Genomic DNA, 23,618 nt, shown 5'->3' with positions numbered 1-23,618 from the left:
TCGGGCCCCGTCCGCTGCACCTGGGCCGGCATGTCCGACCCGATGTACCTCGCCTACCACGACGAGGAGTGGGGCCGCCCGCTGCGGGGCGACGACGCGGTCTTCGAGCGCGTCGCGCTGGAGGCGTTCCAGTCCGGCCTGTCGTGGCTGACGATCCTGCGCAAGCGGGAGAACTTCCGCGCCGCCTTCGACGGCTTCTCCATCCCGAAGGTGGCCGCCTACACCGAGCGGGACGTCGAGCGGCTGCTCGGCGACGCGGGCATCGTCCGCAACCGCGCCAAGATCGAGGCGGTGATCGGCAACGCCAGGGCCGCCCAGGACCTGCCGGGCGGCCTGTCGGAGCTGGTCTGGCGCTACGCCGACCCCGGCGCCCCCGTGCCGCGGACGATGGCCGACGTCCCCGCCGTCACCCCCGGCTCCAAGGCCCTGGCCAAGGAGCTGAAGAAGCACGGCTTCAGGTTCGTCGGCCCCACCACGGCCTACGCCCTCATGCAGGCGATCGGGCTGGTCAACGACCACCTTGAGGAATGCGTGGCCCGTACGCGCTGAGCTCGGCCGTGTGCGTGCGCCCGCCCGACCCGGCGAGCGCGACGGTGAGGCGGGGCCGGTTGCCCGGCCGCACCGTGACGCTGTCGTCGGCGCGCACGACGCCGCGCGCCGGGCGGTCCAGGGTCACCGTCACGCTCTGCGTGCTCCGGCTCGGGTCGGCCACCGCCACGGACGTCCGGTCGGCCGTCCGCCGCACGAGCACGGTGCAGGGCGCGTCCGCCACGATGCCCTCCACCTCGCCCGCTGCCCAGAACGTGGCCGCGACCAGCCCGCGCCCCCGCACGGCCTGCAACAGCGGGGTGTTGGCGACCACCCGCACCGGCCGGCCGCCGCGGAAGCCGCGGGTGCGCTCGCGGGTGGCGTTGGGCAGCACGGCGTAGGCGTAGGAGGCGTTGACGGGGTCCACGCCGTGGTCGATCCAGAGCGTGACGTAGCTCCGGGTGACCGGGTGGGCGGTGCCGGCGGTGTCGTCGCCTGCGTTGATGTCGCGCCAGCGCCCGGTGCGCGTCTCGGCCAGGGAGCGGCCCTCGAACACGTACCCGCCGGCGCCCTCCAGGTGCGCCCACCCGTCGCCGAGGTAGGGCCGCGCGCCGGTGGCGCGGTTCTCCACGACGGTCTCGACGGCGTGGCCGCCGGTGGCGGTGATGCCGCTGCCCAGTGCGATCACGACGGTGTCCAGGCAGAACCACGACTTGCGGGCCCGCAGGTCCACCCCGTCGCCGACCAGCTCCATCGCGGCGGCGCCGTACAGGCCGTCGAGGACGGCGCCGCCGGCCCAGGCGTTGGGCGGCCGGTGGGCGCGGAAGGACAGGTCCTCGCGCTCGCGCACGGCCACGGTGGTGCCCGGCAGCCGGTGGGGGTCGACGGTGGGCCAGAAGTCGTCGCCGTACTGGCCGAGGTCGGCGGTGTAGAGGTAGGTCATGCCGTCGCCGGTGTACCAGCCGTGCAGGTTCTCGGCGTTGATGGCCTCGTAGGCGGCGATCCGCCGCGACGACATGCTGATCGCGAACGACCAGCCGGGCCGCCGGTGCACCACGCGGTCCATCGAGGCGAACACGTGGTGCCCGGCCGGGGCGGGAGCCGGCTCGACCGTCTTGTCACCGAGGACGGCGAGCGCCCGCCGGGTCTCGGGCACGTCCGCGTGCTCCAGGTAGGGCCGGTGCGTGCCGCGCTCGATCCATCCCTTGGCCAGCTCCCGGAGCCGGTCGCGGTACGGCTCGGGCGCGCACTGCGCCAGCAGCAGCACCGCGCCGATCAGGCCGTGCCCGGCCACCGCGTCGGAGAAGCGCTGCCGGCTGACGGCCCGGCCCCTGACGGTGTCCATGAGCAGCCCGTCGTGGACGAACGGCGCGAACGACCGCTCGACCGCCTCCAGCAGCGCCACCCGCCCGGGATCGCGCACCGCCCACGGCGAGCCCTCCAGCAGCGCCAGCGTGCCGGCCACGGCGATCAGCAGCGACAGCCCGTACGAGCCGGTGTAGGCCACGTCCCCGTGCTGGATGAACGACCCGTCGCGGTAGAAGCCGTCACCGGACTCGACGTGGCCGAACACGCTGTGCCGCCCGCCGTCGCGCACGTCGGACAGCCCGTCGCGGGCCAGCGCCAGCTTCTCCGCGCTGCCCCCCGCCACGCCGCGCAGGGCGACGACGAGGGCCTTGTCGGCCCGGTTGGCGCCGCTCTCGGACGCCTGCGGGTTGCCGGCGCGGCGGTCGGCGTCGGGGCAGAACCGGTCGATCGCCGAGAGGTGGGCCGCCAGCCGGCCGGCGTCGAGCCGGTCGCCCAGCAGCACGCAGGTGCGGCTCAGCTCGCCCGGCGTGCCGATCTCCCAGAACCACCAGTTGCCGGTCTCGGGCAGCGTCGCGTTGTAGTGGCGCTCGTGGAGCAGGTCGAGCGCGGCCACGACGGTGCCCGCCACGCCGTCGTCGCCGTGCTGGGCGGTGCCGGGCGTGGCCCAGGCGGTGGCGATGGCGCGCAGCCGGGCGTGGCTGCCGGTGACGTTGCCGGGGTGGCCCTCCAGCGGCAGGTCGGGCCAGGTGAGATCGGACGACAGCGACGCCAGCAGGCCCGCCGCGGTGCGGCTCAGGCGTGCCAGCGCCGCGGCGAGTGCCGGGTCGGAGGTGTCGGGGGCACCGCCGGTGAGCAGGGAGAGCGCGGCGGCGCGCAGGGGGATCAGCGGCTCCACGCGAAGAGTGATACCACGATCACTCACCGTTGAACACCGGACGCTCCTTCGCGAGGAAGGCCCGCGTCGCGTCGCGGTGGTCGCGGGTGGCCGCGCACTCGTCCTGCAGGTCTGCCTCCAGGGCGAGCGCGTCGGGCAGCGCGTGCGTGGCGGCGTGGGCCAGGGCCCGCTTGGTGGCCGCGAAGGCCAGCGTCGGCCCCTGCGCCAGGCGCACCGCCAGCTCGTACGCCGTCTTCAGCACGTCGTCGGCGGGCACCACCCGCGTGACCAGCCCCAGCTCCAGTGCGCGGGCGGCGTCCAGGGGCTCGCCGAGCAGCATCAGCTCGGCCGCCCGGCCCAGCCCCACGAGCCGCTGGAGCGTCCACGACGCGCCGGAGTCGGGCGCGAGGCCGATGCCCGAGAACGCCAGCGCGAACTTGGCCCGCTCCGAGGCCACCCGCAGGTCGCAGGCGAAGGCCAGGGACGCCCCCGCGCCCGCGGCCACCCCGTTGACCGCGGCCACCACGGGCTTGGGCATGGTGGCCAGCAGCTCCACGATGGGGTTGTAGTGGACGCGCACGGTGTCGGCCAGGCCGCGGCCCGCCTCCAGGTTGTCGGCGTGCTGGCGCAGGTCCTGGCCCGCGCAGAAGGCCCGGCCCGAGCCGGTCAGCAGCACGGCCCGGATCGCGCGGTCGGCCGCGGCGCGGCGCAGCGCGTCGAGGAGCGCCTGCTTCAGCTCGACGGTCAGCGAGTTCATGGCGTCGGGGCGGTCGAGGGTGATGGTGGCGACGGCGTCGGCCACGTCGTAACGGATCAATTCAGCTCCCTGTCGACGAACGCGGCGGCTGCGGGCAGCAGCCGGGCGGCCTCCTGCTCGAAATAGGCCCTGGCCTTCTCGCCCGGCCAGCCGGCCGGCAGCAGCTCGGACGGCAGGCCGGGGTCGCGGAACAGGAAGTTGCGCCAGCCGTGCACGAGCCTGCTGCGGGCGGCGAAGACCTGGTCGTCCGGGGCCGATCCGGGCAGCGTGCTGATCAGCGTGACAGCCTCGGCGAGCCACTGCTCGTACGCCTCGCCGATGGCGGTCAGATCCCAGGCCCGCGCCACCAGCTCCCGGGGGTCGCCGTCGAGCGCCGCGTCGAACCGGTCGGCCCGCACGCCCTCGCTCTCCAGCAGGACGTCCAGCTCGGCGGCGGCCCGTGGACCGATCCACGTGGTCTCCGACAGCGCGGCGTAGCCGAGGAAGGCCAGCTCGGCCCGCAGCCGCTCCCTGCGGGAGCGTTCCCTGACCGGCTCCAGCACGACGACGTGCCAGCGGCCGTGCCAGGGGAGCGTCCCCGCTCGGTAAATTCTCAGCGCGGCCTCATCGAGCCGCCGCACGCATTTGGGCGTCAGGCCGTAACCGGCCCCCTGCGGCAGTCTGACCGGCCGCAGCCAGCCCTGCCGCACCATCCGCGAGACCGCCGTACGCACGGCGGGAGCCGCGATTTCCAGGGGCTTGAGCAGCCGCACGAGCGCCGCGACGGACGCCTGCCCGCCGCGCGGGCGCAGGTGATCCCCGTAGAGATCGAACAGAGCGGCGCGAGCGTGCACGCAGTCCAGTCTGGACGTCATCGCACGCCTCGACAACGCATTCTGGGAGGAGATCGTTACCCATGAGCGCTCTCGATGCGGGAGAATAGGACATCACAGAAGACGTGAATGCGCCGACCGCCCTTCCGGGGGGTCGGAAATCGCGGGCCGCGGGAGCCCAAGGCAGGAAGGGATGCACGCATGGCGGCGATGAAGCCGCGGACCGGCGATGGTCCGCTCGAGGTCACCAAGGAAGGGCGCGGCATTGTCATGCGGGTCCCGCTCGAAGGTGGCGGCCGGCTCGTCGTGGAGATCTCCGCCGACGAGGCCAAGGCGCTCGGTGAGGCGTTGAAGAACGTCGTCGGCTGAGCGCTCCCGGACAGGCAAACTTGTTCCACGACCCTGGCGTACACCGCCAGGGTCGCTGACGTTTCGAGGAGAGATTTCCCGTGCCCATTGAGACCACTGCCTCGGTGGTCGCCGAGGTGCCCGCCGACGCCGAGCTGCTGGCCGTCCCGTACGCCTCCGACCTCGCCCCCGCCCATCCCGTGGAGCTGCACCTGCCCGTCTCCGACCTGCTGGCCCACTACGAGGCCAAGGGCGAGGCGGGGGAGATCGTCGAGGTGCCGGTGGCCCGCGCAGGCGGGGTCGGCCGGGTGCTGCTCTACGGCGTGGGCGACGGCTCGCCGCGCGCGCTGCGCAGGGCGGGCGCCGCGCTGGTCCGCCGGGCCAAGGGCCGGGAGACGTTGACCGTGGTGCCGCCGGACGGCGACGTCGCCGCGTTCGCCGAGGCCGCGCTGCTGGCGGCGTACTCGTTCCGGATCGGCGAGGCCGGGCGCAGGGCCGTGCGGACGCTGGCGTTCACCGGGGCCGACCCGCGGGCCCTGGAACGCGCCCGGATCACGGCCGGGGCGGTGGCCCTGGCCCGCGACCTCGCCAACACGCCCTCCTCGGTCAAGGACCCCGCCTGGCTCGCCGAGCGGGCGGTCGAGACCGGCCTGCCGGTGCGGGTGTGGGACGAGGAGGAGCTGCGCGCCGACGGCTTCGGCGGCATCCTGGCCGTCGGGCAGGGCTCGGCCCGCCCGCCCCGGCTCATCCAGCTCTCCTACACCCCCGAGCAGCCCGCCGAGCGGCACGTCGTGCTGGTGGGCAAGGGCATCACGTTCGACTCGGGCGGCCTGTCGCTCAAGCCGACCGAGAACATGAAGACCCAGAAGACCGACATGGCGGGCGGGGCGGTCGTCATCGCCGTGCTGCGCGCGCTGGCCGAGCTGAAGGCTCCGGTGCGCGTCACCGGGCTGGTCGCCGCCGCCGAGAACATGCCCTCGGGCAGCGCCCAGCGGCCCAGCGACGTCATCACCCACTACGGCGGGCGCACGGTGGAGGTGCTCAACACCGACGCCGAGGGGCGGCTCGTGCTGGCCGACGCCCTGGCCTACGCCGACGCGACGCTCGACCCCGACGTGGTCGTGGACATCGCCACGCTCACCGGCGCCATCAGCGTAGCGCTCGGCCGCGGCATGGGCGCCGTCTACGCCTCCGACGACGCGCTGGCCGACCAGCTCGTGGCGGCCGGGCAGGCCGGCGACGACCGGCTGTGGCGGATGCCGCTGATCGAGGACTACACGCCCGCGCTGGAGTCGTCGGTCGCCGATCTGGCCAACGTCGAGGCGGGGTCGCGGTTCGGGGCGGGGTCGATCACGGCGGCGCTGTTCCTGCGGGAGTTCACCGGCGGGCGGCCGTGGGCGCACCTCGACATCGCCGGGGTCGGCCGCAGCACCGTGGACGAGGGCACCCTCACCAAGGGCGCGACCGGGTTCGGCGTGCGCGTGCTGCTGGAATGGCTCAGCCGCGCCTGATCCTCAGGTGGTCCTCATGACGCGACCTTGATGGCGGCCAGCAGGCCGTCGCCGAGGGGCATGAGCACCGAGCGCAGGCGTTCGTCCGCCTGCACCAGCTTGCCGAGCTCGCGCAGCGCCACCGTGTCGGGGTCGCGTTGCGCGGGGTCGGCCACGCGGTTGTGCCACAACATGTTGTCGAAGGCCACGATGCCGCCCACGCGCAGCAGGCGCACGGCCTCGGCCAGGTAGTCGGCGTACTCGTGTTTGGCGCCGTCGGCGAAGACCATGTCGTAGCCGCCGTCGGACAGCCGGGGCAGCACGTCGAGCGCCCGCCCGGAGATCAGCCGCACCCGCGCGCCGGAGAAGCCCGCCTCCGCGAACGCCAGCCGGGCCAGCCGCTGGTGCTCGGGCTCGACGTCCACGCTGGTCAGCGTGCCGTCGGCGCGCATGCCGCGCAGCAGCCACAGGCCCGAGACGCCGCAGCCCGTGCCGATCTCGACCACGGCCTTGGCGTTGACCGCGGTGGCGAGGAAGCACAGCGCCGCCCCCGCGCCGGGAAGGATGGGTGTGGCCCCCATCTCCAGCCCGCGCTGCCGCGCCGCGTGCAGGATCTCATCTTCCTGATGAAACTGCTCCGCATAGGCCAGAGTGGCCTCCACCTGACTGGTCATCGGCCGCCTCCCCCCACTTTCGTGCGATTGGTCCGCGTGATTGGCACCGATCGCAGCCTAGGGGAGACACGCCGGGACGGGAACTCATGAGGGTCCCGAGGCGTTGCAGGTTTGAACGGGCTTTGCCGGTCCGGAAGGCAGCCAGTGCGCACGAAGGGACGAAACCAGGCACTATGACGGTAGCGGTGGTCCCAGAGAGAGGAGTTCTGGTGGACGAAAGCGACCACCAGACGGATACTCCCGTGTCGTCTGACTGGACGCCTCCCACGTGGGAGGAAGTCGTGCGGACGCACTCCGCGCGCGTGTACCGGCTCGCGTACCGGTTGACCGGCAATGTCCACGATGCCGAAGACCTCACGCAAGAGGTCTTCGTCCGGGTCTTCAGGTCGTTGTCCAGCTACACCCCCGGCACGTTCGAGGGATGGCTGCACCGGATCACGACCAACCTGTTCCTCGACATGGCGCGGCGCAAGCAGCGCATCAGGTTCGAGGGGCTGGCCGACGACGCCGCCGAGCGGCTGCGCGGCCGCGAGCCGTCGCCGGCGCAGGCGTTCGACGACGCTCATCTGGAGCCCGACATCCAGGCCGCCCTCGACGCGCTCGCCCCCGAGTTCCGGGCCGCGATCGTGTTGTGCGACATCGAGGGCCTGTCTTACGAGGAGATCGCGGCCACGCTCGGCGTCAAGCTGGGTACGGTCCGAAGCCGTATTCACCGTGGCCGGGCGCAGTTGCGGGAGGCTCTCGATCATCGGGCCCCCCGTACCACTCAACTCCCCCCGACCGTGATCCGTGGGGAGGAGATCTGACGATGGCTCATCTTGGAGAACGCGTTTCGGCGCTCGTGGACGGGGAGCTCAGCCACCAGGAGCGCGAACGCGCGCTGGCACATCTGACCTTCTGCGCTGACTGCCGGGCAGAGGTCGAGTCGGTGCGCGCGCTGAAGTCGCGCCTGCGCTCGCTGGATTCCCCGGCGATGCCCACCGACCTCACGATGTCCCTGCTCCGCATGGCGGAGCCGGGTGGTCCGCTGCCGCCGAGGGAGCGCCCTTTCCCCGCGCGTACGTTCGGGGGTGTGCCCCTCCCAGGCCCGCACAGCATCGCCCCGCTGGACAACCGGCCCCGCAGGGACGCCACTGGCGGGGGTTCGGGCCCCGGCCGGGGTGGTAGGCGGCGCACGGCCTACGTCGCGGTGAGCGTGGTCTCGGCCGCCGTGGCGCTCGGCACGTTCTTCGCCGTCTCCGGCGCCGGCCAGGACACCTCGACGCCGCCGGTCGAGCTGTACAAGATCCAGCACTCGCCGACGGGGTCCTCGTCGGTGGCCACTCCCTGACATCCTGATATGCCGGAGATGGCGGACGTTGGCGTAGCCGCGCACGTTAGGGGCATACGATCTGGGTTCGGGTCCTTATAGCCCTCGTATGCCGCATTGGCGACGATTGCGGTGGCCGAGCCGAGGAGTGGTGAGACGTAGATGACCGACGAGACGCGCCCCAACGAAGGACGCATGCCGTCGGACAACCCCGAGTCACAGGGGCGGCCGGAGTTCCTGCCCGCCGACCACCCGGGCGACGCCCCGGGCCGGCGGCCCGAGCCGCCCGCCTCGTTCGGCGGCACTCCCTGGGGCGACCCGTCGGGCCGCTCCGAGCCCGCCGGGCCGCCGCCCTACCAGCCCTCCTACGAGTCGTACGGCGGGGACCCCCGCGCCTCGTCGTCCGGCGAGCAGCCGACCATGACCGGCCCCGCGTACGGGCCGGCCCACGACTCGCCCCGCGACCCGGCCTTCGGAGGCGGCCGGGACAACGGAACCCGCCAGTACGACAGCCCGGTGTTCGGCCCGCCCGACAGCGGCCCGTCCGGCCCGGCGTTCGGCGGCCCCGAGGGGCCTGGAGGCGGCCCGGTGTTCGGCGCCCCCGAGAGACCCGCGGGCGGCCCGGTCTTCGGCGCCCCCGGCGGCCCTGAGGGGTCCGGGAGCGGCCCGGTGTTCGGCGCCCCCGAGAGACCCGCGGGTGGCCCGGTCTTCGGCGCGCCCGGCGGTCCTGAAGGTCCCGGGGGCGGTCCCGTGTTCGGCGGTCCCGGCGGGGGCGCGCCGCCGCCTCCGCCGCCCCGGCAGGCGCTCGGCATGGGCCCCGGCTGGGCCCCGCCGCCGCCCCTCGGCGGCCCCGCCCCCGAGCGGCGCCGCGGCCCAGGCACGGGCGGGCTGATCGCGATCGCCCTGGCCATCGCGTTGCTGGCCTCGGGTCTCGGCAGCGTCGGCACGTACCTGCTGACCAGGCCCAGCAGCTCCACCGGCACCGACCCGTCCTACAGCCTCGGCCCGGTGCCCACGGGCGCTGCGAGCCGGGCGCCCGACTCGATCGCGGGCGTGGCCGCGCGGGTGCTGCCCAGCGTGGTCTCCCTGGAGGTCGGCAACGACTCCAACACCGAGGGCGCCTCCGGCTCCGGCTTCCTGATCAAGAACGGCTACGTGGTGACCAACAACCACGTGGTCTCCCTGGCCGCGAACGGCGGCGAGATCCAGATCCAGTTCAACAACCGCAAGACCACCTCCGGCCGCATCGTCGGCCGCGACCCCGGCTCGGACCTGGCCGTGGTCAAGCCGGAGGAGACGTTCGGCACGCCGGAGATCACCCTCGGCAACTCCGACCAGGTGGTGGTGGGCGATCCGGTCATCGCGATCGGCTCGCCGCTCGGCCTGTCGGGCACGGTGACGACGGGCATCGTCAGCTCGCTCAACCGCCCGGTCATCGCCGGCGACGACACCGGCACCAGCAGCGAGGAGCCGGCCTACATCAGCGCCATCCAGACCGACGCCGCGATCAACCCCGGCAACTCGGGCGGCCCGCTGGTCAACAGCCGCGGCGAGGTCGTCGGCGTGAACTCGGCGATCGCCACCCTCAGCCGGTCGGTCACCAGCCAGAGCGGCAGCATCGGCCTGGGCTTCGCGATCCCGGTCAACCAGACGCGGCGGGTGGCCGAGGAGCTGATCAGCACCGGCCGGGCCAAGCGGCCGAAGATCGGCATCGTCCTGGACAAGGAATACCGCGGCGAGGGCGTGAAGATCACCAGCACGAGGGTGAACGGCCAGGACCCGGTGACCCCCGGCGGTCCCGCCGCCAAGGCCGGGCTGCGGGCCGGTGACGTGATCCTGGAGATGGACGGCCTGGCGCTGCAGGACGGCAACGAGCTGATCGCCCTGATCCGCAGCAAGACGCCCGGCTCCAAGATCACCATCAAGTACCAGCGGGCCGGCCAGGAGCGCACCGCCACGCTGACCGTGGTGGCCGAGGACGAGCCGTCGCCGTCGCCGTCCTGATCCGGCCGGGCGTGGAACTGCGCGCGGCAGCCCTTAGTCTGTGGATAGGCCGGGGTTGTCCTCGGAGGCGTTGACTGCGGTAGGAGCTCACGGTGTTCGGACTCGGGTGGGGGGAGATAGCGGCGCTGATCGTCCTCGCGCTGCTGGTCTTCGGCCCCGACAAGCTGCCCCAGGCGGCCGCGCAGGCCGGCCGGACGTTGCGCAACCTGCGCCGGATGGCCAACAACGCGCGCGACGACCTGCGTGCCGGGCTGGGCCCGGAGTTCCAGAACTTCGACCCGGCCGACCTCAACCCGCGCACGTTCGTCCGCAAGCACCTCCTCGACGACCTTGAGGACACCTGGAACGACAAGCCGCAGGAGCTGGAGCCGGCCACGGCCCCGTACTCGCCGGAGCCGGTCGTGGACGAGCTGGGCTACGGCGAGGTCCCGCCCTACGACTCCGAGGCGACCTGATGGCGGCCGAGGCCGCCGCCCCGGGGAAGGGCGCGGCGGTCGAGGAGGGCGCGAAGAAGTCCGGCGTCCTGTGGCTCGCGCTGGCCGACGGGCCCCGCCTGGCCTGGCACGTCTGGCACGAGGGCGCGATCTACCTCGTGACGGGCGGCGAGGAGCAGCTCCTCCCGGGGCTCGACGCGCTCGACCGGGTACGCGTGACGCTGCGCAGCAAGGACAACGGCGCGCGGCTGGTGGAGTTCGACGCGGCGGTGTCGGTGGTCGGCCAGGGGGAGGCCCCCGACGCGGTGGCGGCGCTGGCCAAGGAGCGGCTCAACGCCCGCGACGCCGAGCACCTGGCCGAGCGGTGGGCCAGGGAGTCCACCGTCGTCCGGCTCACCCCCGAGCTCTGACCTCCGCCGGATCTGCCGACCCCGCCGATCCCGCCGACCCCACCGGCTCCGCGGGCAGGGCCGGCTCCGGCACCGGGCGGGCCGAGGAGGTCGCGGTCTGGGCGAGCAGCGCCCCCGCCAGGACGAGCAGCCCGCCGACGATCTGGAAGGCGCCCAGCGTCTCGCCGAGCAGCGCCCAGGCCACCACCGCGCCGCCGATGACCTCCAGCGAGGCCACTGTGGCCCCCACCGCGGCCGACAGCCGCCGCACGGCGTTGACGCCCAGGATGTACGCCACCACGGTCGCGACCACCACCATCCACAGGTACGCCACCGGCACCGGCAGGCTCAGCCCGCCCTCGGCGGGAGTGACCGTGGCCGTGAAGGCGCTCCAGGGGATGTCCCAGGGCCGCGCGAAGGGCGCCAGCACCACGGCCGCCCCCGTCATGCCCCAGGCGATGAGCCCGAGCGGGTCCACGTCCTCGCCGAAGCTGTCGCTCATGAGGAAGTAGCCGGCGCAGCAGGCGCCGGCCAGCAGCCCCAGCAGCAGCCCGAGCGCGTCGATCCGCATGCCCTGCCACGCCTCGACGACGATGGCGAGCCCCACGACGGCCGTCACGGCCCCGATGTAGGCCGCCGGGGCCAGCCGGACCCGGCGGACCAGCCGCACCCAGGCCACCACCATCACCGGCGCCATGAACTCCAGCAGCAGCGCGATGCCCACCGGCAGCCGGGTGATGGCCACGAAGTACAACGACTGCACGCCGGCCACCGCGACGATCGCGTACAGCCCGAGGAACGGCAGCCGGGAACGCGGGACGCGCAGCGCCCGGGGGCGCACCACGGCCAGCACGGCGAGCAGCAGCAGCCCCGCGCCCGCCATCCGGGTCCAGACCGCCTCGACGGGGGCCAGCCCGGCCGTGTTGAGGTATTTGGCCATGGGGCCGGAGAACGCGAAACACCACGAGGACACGAACGCGAGAGCCAGCCCCGCATACCTCATCGCCCACCACCCGCCGGGGTAATTACCGTTTAGTAGGTTTGATACTGACATGTCGGCCTCGCCCGGCGCAACGCCACAGCGCTGTTAGCCTGGCCACGTGAGGATCTTCGTGGCCCGGTTGCCCGGCACCCCGGTGTTCGACCCGGCCGGCGACCAGCTCGGCCGGGTCAGGGACGTCGTGGTCGGCCTGCGCGTCGCCCGGCGTCCCGACGTCCACGGCATGGTCGTGGAGATGCAGCCGCGCCGCCGGGTCTTCCTCCCCATTACCCGGATCCGCGGCATCGAGGCGGGGGCCGTGGTCTTCACCGGCCGCATCAACCTGCGCAGGTTCGAGCAGCGACCCGGGGAGACGCTGGTCGTCGGCGAGATGCTGGACATGAACGTACGGGTCGACGGCGAGCCCGTCACCGTCTACGACGCGGCGATGGAGGAGGTCAAGCCGTCCACCTGGGAGATCACCAAGGTCGCCGTCTACCGGCGCAGGCGGCGCGACCCCCGGGTGGTCGACTGGAGCGAGGTGGCCGGCATCGACGCCCTTCAGAGCGACCAGGGCGCGGCCGGGCTGATCGAGTCGTTCGCGTCGATGCGCGCCGCCGACGTGGCCAGCACCCTGCACCACCTGCCCGCCAAGCGGCGCCTGGAGATCGCCCGCGCGCTCGACGACGACCGGCTCGCCGACGTGCTGGAGGAGCTGCCGCCCGACGACCAGATCGGCATCCTCGGCCGGCTGGACCCCGAGCGGGCGGCCGACGTCCTGGAGGAGATGGGCCCCGACGACGCCGCCGACCTGCTGCACGACCTGCCCGACGAGCAGGCGGCCGAGCTGCTGGCGCTGATGGAGCCCAGGGAGGCGGCGCCGGTGCGGCGGCTGCTGACCTATCCGGAGAACAGCGCGGGCGGCGTCATGACCAGCGAGCCGGTCATCCTGCCGCCCACGGCCACGGTGGCCGAGGCGCTGGCGCACGTCCGGCAGCAGGACCTCACGCCCGCCGTCGCGGCCCAGGTCTACGTGGCCCGGCCGCCGACCGAGACGCCGACGGGCACCTACCTCGGGGTGGCGCACTTCCAGCGGCTGCTGCGCGAGCCGCCCTCCACGCTGCTCGGCGCGGTGCTGGACCCGTCGATCGACCCGATCCGGCCCGAGTTCACGCTGATCGACGTCACTTCCTACCTGGCGACGTACAACCTCGTCGCGGCGCCCGTCGTGGACGAGCTGTGCAGGCTCGTCGGGGCGGTGACCGTGGACGACGTCCTTGACCACCTGCTACCCGAGGACTGGCGCGAGGGGGCCGACCGTGACCGCTGAACGACTGGACCAGCCGCGCGAGCTGCGCCGCACGCTCCGGCCGCACTACGACCCCGAGGCGTTCGGCCGGCTGTCCGAGCGCATCGCGCGCTTCCTCGGCACGGCCCGGTTCATCGTCTACATGACGGTGTTCGTGGCGGTCTGGGTGATCTGGAACGTGGCCGCGCCGGCCGGTCTCACGTTCGACCCGTACCCGTTCATCTTCCTGACGCTCATGCTGTCGTTGCAGGCCAGCTACGCCGCGCCGCTCATCCTGCTGGCCCAGAACCGGCAGGACGACCGCGACCGCGTCCAGTACCGCAACGACCGCGAGGCCGCCGAGCGCAACCAGGCCGAGATCGAATACCTCACCCGCGAGATCGCCGGGCTGCGCATGGCCGTCAACGAGGTCGCCACCCGCGACTACCTGCGCGCGGAGCTGAGCAGGCTGCTGGAGGAGCTACAGGCCCCCGGCGCAGGCGCCGGCGCCGGCGACCCCGACGCCAGGAGCCGCGAGGTCAAGGAGCGCCGCCAGGCCCGCCAGACGGGTCACTAGGCAGGCTGCCGGCCAGACCATCGGGCAGACCGTCGGGCAGACCATCGGGCAGGCCGCTGGGCGGGTCGAGCCTGGCGAGCATCGTCCTGATCCGGGAGATCTCGCCGCTGCCCAGCATGTCGAGGAACTGGGTCCTGATGCCGCGCAGGTAGGTGGGCGTGGCCTCGGCCAGGCGGGCCGCGCCGCCGTCGGTGAGCACCGCGTACAGGCCGCGGGCGTCGTCGGCGCACGCCTCGCGGGTCACCAGCCCGTCGCGCTGGAGCCGGTCGATCAGGCGGGTCAGGCCGCTGCGGGACAGCAGCACGCGGTCGGCCAGGTCGTTCATGCGCAGCCGCCGCCCGGCCGCCTCGGCGAGCTGCGCGAGCACCTCGTACGAGGCCAGCGGCAGGTCGTGGGCGACCAGCAGCTCCGCCTCCAGGCGGCGGGTGATGCGCACCTGGGCGCGCTGCAACATCCGCCACACCGCCAGCTCCTCGGCGGTCAGGCCCTCGTCGCGCAGAAGAGTCACGGAGTAACCTTAGGACGTTGTTGCACGGACATCTAACAGCACGGATTAACTCAGCGCGGTCCCCGGTTCATACCATGGAGGGGCATCCTCGCTGGCGTCCAGCGCCTGTCACACATATACCGACAAAGGAGGGCCGGCACTCCCGCGTGCCGAGACTTCGATGGCACCTACCCAGGAACTGGTGACGGCGGCTCTGTCCACCGTCATCGACCCCGAGATCCGCCGCCCGATCACGGATCTCGGCATGGTCAAGAGCATCGATATCGCTCCCGGCGGCGCGGTGCGCGTGGGCGTCTACCTCACCGTGGCCGGGTGCCCGATGCGCGACACCATCACGCGCGACGTCACCACCGCCGTCTCCAAGGTCGAGGGCGTGACCGGCGTCCAGATCGAGCTCGACGTCATGAGCGCCGAGCAGCGCAAGAGCCTCCAGACCAAGCTGCGCGGCGACCGCGGCCCGGAGAAGGAGATCCCGTTCAACCAGCCGGGCTCGCTGACCCGCGTCTTCGCGGTGGCCAGCGGCAAGGGCGGGGTGGGCAAGTCCTCCGTGACGGTCAACCTGGCCGCCGCCATGGCCGCGAGCGGCCTCAAGGTCGGCATCGTGGACGCCGACATCTACGGCCACAGCGTCCCGCGCATGCTGGGCGCCGCCGAACGGCCGACCAAGGTCGAAGACATGATCATGCCGCCGGTGGCCCATGACATCAAGGTCATCTCGGTCGGCATGTTCAAGCCCGAGGGCAACACGCCGGTCGTCTGGCGCGGGCCGATGCTCGACCGGGCGCTCCACCAGTTCCTGGCCGACGTCTACTGGGGCGACCTCGACGTCCTGCTGCTGGACCTGCCGCCGGGCACCGGCGACATCGCCATCTCCGTGGCGCAGCGTCTGCCGGGCGCCGAGATCCTGGTCGTGACCACGCCGCAGATGGCCGCCGCCGAGGTGGCCGAGCGCGCCGGCTCCATCGCCGCCCAGACCCACCAGCAGATCGCCGGCGTCATCGAGAACATGTCCTGGCTGCCCTGCCCCCACTGCGACGAGCGCATCCCGGTGTTCGGCGAGGGCGGCGGCCAGAGCGTGGCCGACGCGCTGACCCGCATCCTGGGCGCGCGGGTGCCGCTGCTCGGGCAGGTCCCGATCGACATGCGCCTGCGCGAGGGCGGCGACGAGGGCAAGCCGCTGGTCCTGACCGACCCCGACTCGCCCGCCGCCGCCGAGCTGCGCCAGATCGCCGGCACGCTGAGCAAGCGCACCAGCAGCCTGAAGGGCCTCCAGCTCGGCCTAGCCCCCCGCCGCTGACCTTCCGGCGCCGGTCCTCCCGGTGCCCGTTCCGGCGCCGCCGCCCCGCGGTGGCGGCGCCACCAGTAGCGTGGGCGCATGCGATCACGTCGTTCGGTTCTCGCGGTGCCGGGGAGCAACCCGCGTTTCCTGGAGAAGGCCCAGACCCTGCCTGTGGACGAGGTCTTCCTCGACCTGGAGGACTCCGTCGCGCCGTCGGCCAAGGAGCAGGCGCGACGCAACGTGGTGTCCGCGCTGCGCGAGGGCGACTGGGCGGGCAGGACGCGGGTGGTGCGGGTCAACGATCTGGCGACGCGGTGGACGTACCGGGACGTGATCGAGGTCGTCGAGGGGGCGGGGGAGTTCCTCGACTGCCTGATGCTGCCCAAGGTCCAGGACTCGACCGAGGTGGTCTGGCTCGACACGTTGCTGACGCAGATCGAGCGGGCCATGGGCTACGACGTCGGCCGCATCGGCATCGAGGCGCAGATCGAGAGCGCCCGTGGCCTGGTCAACGTCGATGCCATCGCCGGCTCGTCGAGGCGGCTGGAGACGCTGGTGTTCGGGCCGGCGGACTTCATGGCCTCGATCAACATGCGCACGCTCGTCGTCGGCGAGCAGCCGCCCGGCTACACCGAGGGCGACGCCTACCACTACATCCTCATGCGCCTGCTCATGGCGGCCCGCAGCCACGACCTCCAGGTGATCGACGGCCCCTACCTGCACGTCAGGGACGTCGAGGGCTTCCGGCGGGTGGCGCGCAGGTCGGCGGCGCTGGGCTTCGACGGCAAGTGGGTGCTGCACCCCTCCCAGGTGGACGCGGCCAACGAGGTGTTCTCGCCGTCGCAGGAGGACTACGACCGCGCCGAGCTGATCCTGGAGGCGTACGAGTACTACACCACCGTGGAGGAGCGCGGCGCGGTCATGCTGGGCGACGAGATGATCGACGAGGCGTCGCGGAAGATGGCGCTCGTCGTGGCCGCCAAGGGCCGGGCGGCCGGGCTGAGCAGGACCAAGAGCTTCACACCTTGACGCCGACGGCGGTGAAGAACCAGAACGCCGAGGTCAGCCAGATCCCCACCAGCGCGGTGAACGCCAGCCCGCCGACCACCGGCAGCGTCCAGCCCGGCGTGTCCCGCTTGGGCAGGGCCAGCATCTTCGCGGTGAACACGCCGTAGAAGAAGCAGCCGAGCAGGGAGTGCGCGAGCACGCGGGGCACGTCGTACTGCAGGCCGAGCGCGTAGAGGCAGTGGAAGGCGACCGGGATCGTCAGCAGGAACGCCAGCCGCCCCGACCAGCGGTGCACGGCGGGCGGGACGGCGATCCCGAGCTTGCCCCACATCGACAGGGCCGAGACGACCTGCACGGCCGCCAGCACCAGCGCGCCCGTGGTCAGCCAGACCTTCATCGGCAGCGCGGCGGAGAAGCCGGCCACGCTCACGGCGTAACCGGTGGGGGTGTGGACGCGGCCGTAGACGCCGAGCGCGAGCACCACGAGGCCGCCGGCCAGCAGCGGCACCAGCAACGGAGTCAGGCTGCGCGAGGGCCGCCGGTGGACGGTGGTCATGACATCTCCTCGATGAAGCCGTCGACGTCCTTGGGGTAGATCGTGGTGCCGTCCACCGTCAGCGGGGTGGTCGGCTCGTCGGGGTCCAGCGCGGGGACCTTCACCTGCGTGTCGCCCGCCACGGCGGCGCCGACCGAGGTGTAGCCGCCGTCCGGGTTCCTCAGCCGGATCCAGCCGGCGCGGTACTGCGCGCCGCGCACGAGCCCGGTGGCCCGGTACAGGCCCGACGGCTTGCGCACGGCGGAGGCGACGAAGGTCCACTTCCTGCCGCCGAGCGTGAGCCGGCCGCTGGCCCGCCCGCCGGCCAGCTCGGCCGTCACCTCGCCGGCCTTCGGCCCGGACCTGACGCCGGTCAGGTTGACCGAGCCGCCCGACTGGCTGCCCTTGAACCAGGCCTCGGAGCGGCCGTCGCAGAAGTAGCCGACCGCCTTGCCGTTCCTGATGGAGATGGCGATGAGGCCGCCGTTGCCCTTGACGTAGCCGCCGTAGTCGGCCTTGGCGATCTTCTCGGCGTCCTCGGTCTTCTGAGGAGCCGGCTCCTCGGTGCTCGTCCCGGTGTTCTTCCCGGCGCGCGTGGGCTCGGCTTCGGGGGCGGGCGTCTCGGAGACGGCGCCGCCACCGCCGGTCGCGGCGGTGTTCGCCGCCGGTGCCGCGTTGACGCTGGCGACACCGAGCCCCGCGGCGAGCAGGGCTCCCGCCGCGAGGGTGATGACAGGTCCCAGCCTTGACATGGACTGCTCCCAGGGTCGAAGTGCCTACGACTGAGAGCATCCGCCCAAAACGGCGATCCGTCTGTGAACTATTGCTCATGAGGTGGACAGAATGGGGGGATGCAGGAGAACCCTGGACCACCGCGTCTTCCGTACGGGGCGCCGTACCCGCAACCGCAGTACCCGTACCCGCCCGTGCCACCGCAGCGATCTTGGTTCCTGCCGATGCCGAGGGGCGCTCGCTTCGACCATCTGGCCAGGAACGAGGCCGCCCGGCCGTGGCGCTCGATCGTCGGCACGCTGCTGATCGCGGCCGGATTCTTCCTCATCGGGTTCGTGGTCGTCACCGGGTGCATGGTGCTCGCCGCCCTGTTCGGCCTGCCCTCGCCGGTGGACCCGAGCACCGGGCTGTCGGAGGGCACCCCGTTCGGGCTGGGCATGACGCTGATGTCCATCGCGCCGATGCTGCTGCTCGTGGTGGGCACGGCCGTGCTGGTGCAGCGGCGGCGGCCCGGGACGCTGTCGTCCGTGGCCGGTCGGCTGCGCTGGGGCTGGATGGCGCGGTGCGCCGGGTTGTCGGTGCTGGCGCTGGTGCTCGGGCAGGCCGCCCAGTGGCTGGCGCTGTCGGTGTCGGGGGCGGACTCCGACATGGTGGACTGGGTCGGCTGGGACGTCTTCCTGCCCCTGTTCGTGGTGGTCCTGCTGCTGGTGCCGTTCCAGGCCGCCGCCGAGGAGTACGTCTTCCGCGGCTGGTTCCTCCAGGCCGTGGGGGCGCACGTGCGCAACCCCGTGTGGGGGATCGTGATCGGGGCGGCGCTGTTCGCCTCGCTGCACGGTTACTCGTGGCTCGGGCTGGCCGACGTGTTCGCCTTCGGGGTGGTGATGGGCTGGCTGTCGGTGCGTACCGGGGGGCTGGAGGCGGCGATCGCGCTGCACGTGCTCAACAACGTGCTGGCGTTCGGGCTGAGCGCGGCGGCGGGGGACATGGAGCAGTCGCTGAACCAGAGCGAGGTGGCGGTGCCGTGGCAGGGGTTGATAGGGACGGCCGTGCAGTTCCTGGTGTACGGGTTCGGCGTTTTGTACCTGGCCAAAAAGCGGTCAATAGCCACAATTTCTGGATAAATCAGGCTTAGGGTTTGAGGAATCTCACTAGAGAGGTCTCGCCATCGGCGCTCATCCGTGCTGCTCTGGATGCTGTGGAGTGGTGAAGGTCTTCCGGAGGTGATCGTTTCGGCTCGGCGGGGTAAGGATGGGCGCGTGTGATACTTCGTCGGGTGAGGACAGAAAAGTTCGAAATAAGCGCATGAAAACGGACAGCCTTCCTGTTCCTGGAACGGTCCCGGACAGTGACCGTTCCCGTACGACTAGCTCGAACTAGGAGGTACGGCGCGTGGCCTCCGGCCCCAGCGAACCGCCACGGCGACCGCCCGGTGACGACCCCAGATCCGAGGGCGCGTCCGAGCCGCAATCTTCTCCGCGACCCTCTCAGGAACCCAGAATCAGCCACTCGCCGCCCGGCCCCACCGACGACCGGGCCAGGGGCTTACCCCTGACCTCCCCGTGGGGGATGCCGCCCTTCGCGGCGCCCGTCCCGGGCGAGGAGCCGCAGGAGCCGCCCAAGGGGCGCCGTCCCTACAGCTCGCCCACGGCCGAGCCCGAGGCCGAGCCGCGCCGCCGGCCGCGCCGCATCGTCAACCGGCCGGACAAGCTCGTCGCCAGCGGCCCGCCGAGGAGGACGCCGGGCGGCCAGGAGCCGCCCGCCGGAGCCCCGGGTGCCCGGCGGCCCCCGGCGCCCGCCCAGCCGCCCCAGGAGCCCGCCCAGGGGCCCACCCGGGAGCCGGCCCGGGAGCCCACCCGGGAGCCCGCGCAGGGGTCCGGGAAGCCGGTCCAGGAGCCCGCGCCGGAGCCGCGGACGTCCGCAGGGGAGCCCGCGCGGGAACCGGCCCAGGAGCTGCGCCCGCCCGCCGGGAAGCCGGGACGCGAGGAGCCGGGACGCGAGGAACCCGGTCGCCAGGAGCCCGGTCGCGAGGAACCCGGTCGCGAGGAACCGCGCCGGGACGCGCGGACGGCCCCGTACCGGCTGGTGGTCCCCGCCGACGGCCGCGCGGCGGCCGAGGAGCCGGAGCGCGGGCCCGGGAACGAGCGCGGGCCCGGGAACGAGCGCGGGGACGATCGCGAGCCCGGGGACGAACGCGAGGGCGAGGACGAGGACGAGGTACGGCGCGTCGGCCGGCCCCCCGCCGGCCGGCCCACCCGCCCCGACCTGCTGGTGGCCGGCGACTCCGCGCGCCCCCAGGGAGCGGGCGGGCGGCACCACCGGGGCCCCGCGCCCGCCGCCGTCCGCAGGTCCAGCCCCGTGCGCCGGGGCAGCCGCGCCACCCCCGTCGTCCTCACCGTCGCCGCCGCCCTCCTGGTCGCCACCGGCGTGCTCGTCTGGCGGTGGGCCGGCGAGGAGCCCCAGGGCCTGCGCCTGGAGGCCGGCACCGGCCGCTCGGGTGACGAGCTGTTCACCGTCCCCGCCGCCGGCGACGGCGTCAACCAGGTGCTCAACGACATGGCCTCGGCCGGCCGCGCCGTGGTCGCCGTGGGCAGTGACACCACCGACCCGACCCCGCGCCCGCTGTTCCTGTTCTCCCCGGACAGCGGCAAGACCTGGCAGCTCGGCCAGGTCAACGGCGCCTCCAGCCCCACCGTCCAGCGCGTGGTGGGCGGCGGCGGACGCTGGCTGGCCAGCGGAGACGACGCCAGGACGGGCGAGCGCGGCCTGTGGACCAGCACCGACGGCTACAGCTGGGACGCCGTCCCGGCCGCCGAGCTGACCGCGTTCCGCGCCGGCGACCAGATCACCGACATCGCCAGGACGTCCTCGGGCTTCGTCGCGGTCGGCGCCACCACCGGCGACGACGGCGCGCCAGGCCCGGCGGCCTGGCACTCGGCCGACGGCCGCTCCTGGGAGCGGGTCGGGACGGCGGAGCTGCGGATCCGGGAGTTCGCGGCCGTGGTCGCCGGCGGCGACACCGTCGTGGCGGTCGGGCGACCCGCGGAGGGCGAGGGTTCGCGGGTCGTCCGGTCGGCCGACGGCGGCCGCACCTGGCAGGCCACGGACTTCCAGCTCCCCGAGGCCGTGCCGCGCGCCGGGACGCTGGGGGTGCTGCCCAAGCGGTTCGTACTGGTGCCGACGCGGCACCGGACGATCGAGGGCGACGTGCGCGTCTACTGCTCCCCGACGGGGGGCGACTGGTCGCAGTGCGGCTCGATCAGCGGCCTGAGCGGCGAGAGCGTCGGCGTGGAGTCGCTGGTCTCCTACCAGTCGGGCGTGGCCGCCGTCGCGCAGGCCGGCCTCGGCCGCTACTCCGTGCTGACCACGACCGACGGCAAGGGCTGGGCCAAGCGGACCGACCTCGGCGACCTGCGCAACGCCACGCTGCGCGGGTTCACGATCTCCGACGGCGGCACCCTGTTCGCGGGCGGCGACCAGGCGGCCTCCGACGTGGACAACCAGATCGTGCTGCTGTCGGCGCCGCCGCGCGGGCAGGCCGCCCGCGTGCCGCTCGGCGACGTCGAGGGTCTGACCCGCATCGCCCGCGAGACCAGTGCCATCACCGGCTTCGCCGGCCGGTACGTGGCCGTCGGCTCGGCCTCCGGCGACGCCGGCCTGTGGACGATCAGGAACTGGCAGAGCTGGAAGTCCATGAGCCTCGGCGGCCCCGGCCGCCAGCGCCTGGACGACGTGGCCCACGGCTCCCGGGGCTGGCTGGCGGTCGGCGGCACCGAGACCAACGTGGGCGTCACCGACCCCTTGCTGGTGACCTCCGGCGACGGCGAGAGCTGGAAGCGGGTGAACGTCTCCGGCGACCTGACCCGCGGCCCCGACCACCAAGCGCTGGAGCCCCAGGTGGTCGCCGCCGGCAAGAAGGGCTACGTGCTGGCCGGCCAGGACGTCGACCAGGCGGGCGCCGCGGGCGCGGCCGTGTGGTTCACCTCCGACCTGCGCAAGTTCACCCGGTCGAGGAAGCTGCCGCAGAGCGGCCCGGGCGCCCGCGTGCACGACGTGGCCGCGACCGCGGACGGTTTCGTGGCGGTGGGCGGCTCCGGGGCGGCCGACAGGGAGAGCAGCCTCGTCTGGTACTCCGAGGACGGCCTCAACTGGGCCGCCCGGCCCCGGGTGGCACCGCCGGACGCCACGTCGGCCGGGCTCCGCCGGATCGTCGTCTACCAGGACAAGCTGGTGGCCATGGGCACCGCGCTGACCGGCGGCTCCCGCCGCGCCTTCGCCGCCGTCTCCGGCGACGACGGCGAGAGCTGGGAGACGTCCTGGCTGCCGGCCGACCGGGCGGCGGCGGTGTACGACCTGGCGGCGGCGGCCGACGGCCTGGTGGCGGTCGGCTGGCACGGCGTGCCCGGCGAGGGTGACAGCGCGGCCTGGATCTCGCAGGACGGCCTGTCCTGGAACCGCATGACGCTCACCAAGGACCGGCTGGCCGGGCCGGGGGCGCAGTGGCTCACGGCGGTGGCGGTGTCGGGACCGGAGGTGGTGGCGCTCGGCCGGTCCACGACGTACAACGCCGACCACCTGATCCTGTGGACCTCCAGCCTCACCTCAAACCGGTAGCACGCCCCAGCCGGTGAGGCAGCCGAGCAGGCCCTCGACGAGCGGCAGCCGGGCCAGGTCGCCGGGCGCGCACCAGCGCACCTCGGCGGCGTCGTCACCGGCCGCCGCCCGCCCGCCGGTGACCGTGGCCAGATAGTCGCGGATGACGTACGTGGCGCCGCCGGGGCCCGGCCGCTCCACGATGCCCGCCAGCGGGCCCGGCTCGACGCGCAGGCCGGTCTCCTCCAGGACCTCGCGCCGCAGGGCCGCCTCGTCGCTCTCGCCGGGCTCCAGCCGGCCGCCGGGGATCGACCACAGGCCCTCGCCCGGCGGGTGCCCCCGCTTGATCAGCAGGATGCGCCCGGAGGGGTCGAGGATGATCGCGCCGACACAATTTACCCGCACCTGACCAAGATTACGACGGGATAACGGGCAGCGGCCTTGACGGGGCCGTACCCGAGAAAGCACCGTGGGTAGGTGTGAGAGCGGCTCCGACCTGCCCACGGTGTTTTGGCCCGCTTCACGGGCCGAACGCCTGGTCCAGCGCGTACCGATGTGACACGCACGGTGACGTCCTGCCCTATCAGCCTCCGCGGCCGCCGACCGGCGAGGCGCTGGAGGCGATGCGGAAGGGCTCGGTCGTGCCCGTGTGGCTGCCCTGGCCGTTGCCCGCCGGATGGCTGGTGACCGGCTTCGGCGAGGTGGGCGACCAGCGCACCGGCGCCCGCGCCAGCGTGGTGGCGCTCAGCGGGCCGTCGTTGACGGAAGGGCCCGCCGACATGCTGGTGATCGCCGAGGAGCCGGGCGTCGGGCTCGGCGCGGCGTTCGCCGGGCTGGGCGGCTCCGATCCCGGCACGGGGTTCGACGCGGGCCCGCCGAACGCCAAGATCGAGGTGGTCGGCCATCCCTGCCCGCTGTGGTGCGTGCCCGGCGAGAGCGACCGCGCGGTCTACGCGGGCGAGGCCCTGGGCAACTGGCTGTGGACGATCTGCTGGCCGGCCGACGCCGGATGCATGATCGCGCTCGCCGAGCTGTCGCTGATCGACGTCCGCGACCACGACCTGGACGTGCCCTTCGGGGCGTTCTCGCCCAGGCTCGACGACTGACGGGGGCGGGTCGCGGGCGGGTCGCGGGCGGGTCGCGGGCAGGGTCGTGACCGATCGTCGCGCGAACGCGATTCGCGCTGCCAGGCAGA

Annotated in this window: 24 protein-coding genes; 15 read left to right on the top strand and 9 right to left on the bottom strand. The window is 73.4% G+C overall.

What is annotated here, in order from left to right; translation table 11 throughout:
* Positions 1–30: 30 nt before the first annotated feature.
* Complete coding sequence (locus AB0H75_RS34300; RefSeq protein ID WP_367803916.1) at positions 31–549, top strand: DNA-3-methyladenine glycosylase I; 519 nt, start codon at positions 31–33, stop codon at positions 547–549.
* On the opposite strand, the gene AB0H75_RS34295 is transcribed toward AB0H75_RS34300, so the two are convergent.
* From AB0H75_RS34295 to AB0H75_RS34285, 3 genes are read right to left on the bottom strand one after another with little or no spacing between them, the layout of a single operon-like run.
* Positions 509–2,731: a polysaccharide lyase 8 family protein gene (locus AB0H75_RS34295; protein ID WP_367803695.1), complete on the bottom strand. Its 2,223-nt coding sequence runs from the start codon at positions 2,729–2,731 to the stop codon at positions 509–511. The two genes, AB0H75_RS34300 and AB0H75_RS34295, sit on opposite strands and share 41 nt — an antisense overlap.
* A gap of 19 nt (positions 2,732–2,750) precedes the next feature.
* A complete protein-coding gene (locus AB0H75_RS34290; RefSeq protein WP_367803693.1) occupies positions 2,751–3,527 on the bottom strand; it encodes an enoyl-CoA hydratase-related protein in 777 nt (258 codons plus the stop codon).
* Positions 3,524–4,300, bottom strand: coding sequence for a PaaX family transcriptional regulator C-terminal domain-containing protein (locus AB0H75_RS34285; protein WP_367803691.1), 777 nt, complete (start codon positions 4,298–4,300; stop codon positions 3,524–3,526). Before AB0H75_RS34285 ends, AB0H75_RS34290 begins: the two co-directional genes overlap by 4 nt.
* Before the next feature lie 180 nt (positions 4,301–4,480).
* Here AB0H75_RS34285 and AB0H75_RS34280 point away from each other — a divergent pair, with 180 nt between their 5' ends.
* Positions 4,481–4,648, top strand: a complete 168-nt coding sequence (locus AB0H75_RS34280; protein ID WP_020545024.1) for a DUF3117 domain-containing protein — start codon at positions 4,481–4,483, stop codon at positions 4,646–4,648.
* Positions 4,649–4,728: 80 nt separating this feature from the next.
* Positions 4,729–6,138, top strand: coding sequence for a leucyl aminopeptidase (locus AB0H75_RS34275; protein ID WP_367803688.1), 1,410 nt, complete (start codon positions 4,729–4,731; stop codon positions 6,136–6,138).
* A 14-nt stretch (positions 6,139–6,152) separates the two neighbouring features.
* Here AB0H75_RS34275 and AB0H75_RS34270 read toward each other — a convergent pair whose 3' ends face one another.
* The gene (locus tag AB0H75_RS34270; protein ID WP_367803686.1) at positions 6,153–6,791 is read right to left on the bottom strand and encodes an O-methyltransferase; all 639 of its coding nucleotides are present in this window, start codon (positions 6,789–6,791) and stop codon (positions 6,153–6,155) included.
* Positions 6,792–6,964: 173 nt separating this feature from the next.
* Between AB0H75_RS34270 and sigE the strand changes: the two genes are divergently transcribed.
* From sigE to AB0H75_RS34245, 5 genes are all read left to right on the top strand, one after another.
* Entirely contained in the window at positions 6,965–7,597 is a 633-nt protein-coding gene (gene sigE, locus AB0H75_RS34265; protein WP_367803684.1) for an RNA polymerase sigma factor SigE, read from the top strand.
* 2 nt (positions 7,598–7,599) lie between these two features.
* Positions 7,600–8,121, top strand: coding sequence for an anti-sigma factor (locus tag AB0H75_RS34260; protein WP_367803682.1), 522 nt, complete (start codon positions 7,600–7,602; stop codon positions 8,119–8,121).
* A 141-nt stretch (positions 8,122–8,262) separates the two neighbouring features.
* Positions 8,263–10,104, top strand: coding sequence for a S1C family serine protease (locus tag AB0H75_RS34255; RefSeq protein ID WP_367803680.1), 1,842 nt, complete (start codon positions 8,263–8,265; stop codon positions 10,102–10,104).
* Positions 10,105–10,196: 92 nt separating this feature from the next.
* Positions 10,197–10,559 carry a sec-independent translocase gene (locus tag AB0H75_RS34250; RefSeq protein ID WP_367803678.1) on the top strand — a complete coding sequence of 121 codons (363 nt, stop codon included), beginning with the start codon at positions 10,197–10,199 and terminating at the stop codon, positions 10,557–10,559.
* Positions 10,559–10,948, top strand: coding sequence for a hypothetical protein (locus AB0H75_RS34245; RefSeq protein WP_367803676.1), 390 nt, complete (start codon positions 10,559–10,561; stop codon positions 10,946–10,948). Before AB0H75_RS34250 ends, AB0H75_RS34245 begins: the two co-directional genes overlap by 1 nt.
* Here AB0H75_RS34245 and AB0H75_RS34240 read toward each other — a convergent pair.
* Entirely contained in the window at positions 10,932–11,930 is a 999-nt protein-coding gene (locus AB0H75_RS34240; RefSeq protein ID WP_367803674.1) for a DMT family transporter, read from the bottom strand. The two genes, AB0H75_RS34245 and AB0H75_RS34240, sit on opposite strands and share 17 nt — an antisense overlap.
* Before the next feature lie 97 nt (positions 11,931–12,027).
* Between AB0H75_RS34240 and AB0H75_RS34235 the strand changes: the two genes are divergently transcribed.
* The gene (locus AB0H75_RS34235) at positions 12,028–13,236 is read left to right on the top strand and encodes a CBS domain-containing protein (protein WP_367803672.1); all 1,209 of its coding nucleotides are present in this window, start codon (positions 12,028–12,030) and stop codon (positions 13,234–13,236) included.
* Positions 13,226–13,771: a DUF1003 domain-containing protein gene (locus AB0H75_RS34230; RefSeq protein WP_367803670.1), complete on the top strand. Its 546-nt coding sequence runs from the start codon at positions 13,226–13,228 to the stop codon at positions 13,769–13,771. Before AB0H75_RS34235 ends, AB0H75_RS34230 begins: the two co-directional genes overlap by 11 nt.
* On the opposite strand, the gene AB0H75_RS34225 is transcribed toward AB0H75_RS34230, so the two are convergent.
* On the bottom strand, positions 13,734–14,279 hold the full coding sequence (locus tag AB0H75_RS34225; RefSeq protein ID WP_367803668.1) for a MarR family winged helix-turn-helix transcriptional regulator: 546 nt from the start codon (positions 14,277–14,279) through the stop codon (positions 13,734–13,736). The genes AB0H75_RS34230 and AB0H75_RS34225 overlap by 38 nt on opposite strands.
* 160 nt (positions 14,280–14,439) lie before the next feature.
* Here AB0H75_RS34225 and AB0H75_RS34220 point away from each other — a divergent pair, with 160 nt between their 5' ends.
* On the top strand, positions 14,440–15,576 hold the full coding sequence (locus tag AB0H75_RS34220) for an Mrp/NBP35 family ATP-binding protein (RefSeq protein ID WP_367803666.1): 1,137 nt from the start codon (positions 14,440–14,442) through the stop codon (positions 15,574–15,576).
* Positions 15,577–15,654: 78 nt separating this feature from the next.
* Positions 15,655–16,587 carry a CoA ester lyase gene (locus AB0H75_RS34215; protein ID WP_367803664.1) on the top strand — a complete coding sequence of 311 codons (933 nt, stop codon included), beginning with the start codon at positions 15,655–15,657 and terminating at the stop codon, positions 16,585–16,587.
* On the opposite strand, the gene AB0H75_RS34210 is transcribed toward AB0H75_RS34215, so the two are convergent.
* Together AB0H75_RS34210 and AB0H75_RS34205 are read right to left on the bottom strand one after the other, a co-directional pair.
* Positions 16,577–17,122, bottom strand: coding sequence for a DUF6529 family protein (locus AB0H75_RS34210; protein ID WP_367803662.1), 546 nt, complete (start codon positions 17,120–17,122; stop codon positions 16,577–16,579). The two genes, AB0H75_RS34215 and AB0H75_RS34210, sit on opposite strands and share 11 nt — an antisense overlap.
* Positions 17,119–17,853 (bottom strand): hypothetical protein, encoded by a 735-nt coding sequence (locus tag AB0H75_RS34205; RefSeq protein ID WP_367803660.1) that lies wholly within the window; start codon positions 17,851–17,853, stop codon positions 17,119–17,121. Before AB0H75_RS34205 ends, AB0H75_RS34210 begins: the two co-directional genes overlap by 4 nt.
* A 204-nt stretch (positions 17,854–18,057) precedes the next feature.
* On the opposite strand from AB0H75_RS34205, the gene AB0H75_RS34200 reads away from it, so the two are divergent.
* Both AB0H75_RS34200 and AB0H75_RS34195 read left to right on the top strand, forming a co-directional pair.
* Positions 18,058–18,954 carry a lysostaphin resistance A-like protein gene (locus AB0H75_RS34200; RefSeq protein WP_367803658.1) on the top strand — a complete coding sequence of 299 codons (897 nt, stop codon included), beginning with the start codon at positions 18,058–18,060 and terminating at the stop codon, positions 18,952–18,954.
* Positions 18,955–19,399: 445 nt separating this feature from the next.
* The gene (locus AB0H75_RS34195) at positions 19,400–22,444 is read left to right on the top strand and encodes a hypothetical protein (RefSeq protein WP_367803656.1); all 3,045 of its coding nucleotides are present in this window, start codon (positions 19,400–19,402) and stop codon (positions 22,442–22,444) included.
* Here the strand turns inward: AB0H75_RS34195 and AB0H75_RS34190 are convergent.
* Positions 22,433–22,828, bottom strand: coding sequence for an NUDIX hydrolase (locus tag AB0H75_RS34190; protein WP_367803654.1), 396 nt, complete (start codon positions 22,826–22,828; stop codon positions 22,433–22,435). The two genes, AB0H75_RS34195 and AB0H75_RS34190, sit on opposite strands and share 12 nt — an antisense overlap.
* 74 nt (positions 22,829–22,902) lie before the next feature.
* Here AB0H75_RS34190 and AB0H75_RS34185 point away from each other — a divergent pair, with 74 nt between their 5' ends.
* On the top strand, positions 22,903–23,529 hold the full coding sequence (locus AB0H75_RS34185) for a DUF6758 family protein (protein ID WP_367803652.1): 627 nt from the start codon (positions 22,903–22,905) through the stop codon (positions 23,527–23,529).
* The last annotated feature ends 89 nt before the right edge of the window (positions 23,530–23,618 follow it).

The organism is Nonomuraea sp. NPDC050783, assembly GCF_040802095.1.
In the GTDB taxonomy this organism is placed as follows: domain Bacteria; phylum Actinomycetota; class Actinomycetes; order Streptosporangiales; family Streptosporangiaceae; genus Nonomuraea.
The sequence above is the reverse complement of the archived record's forward strand: the minus strand, read 5'-3'. Positions and strand labels throughout refer to the sequence as shown.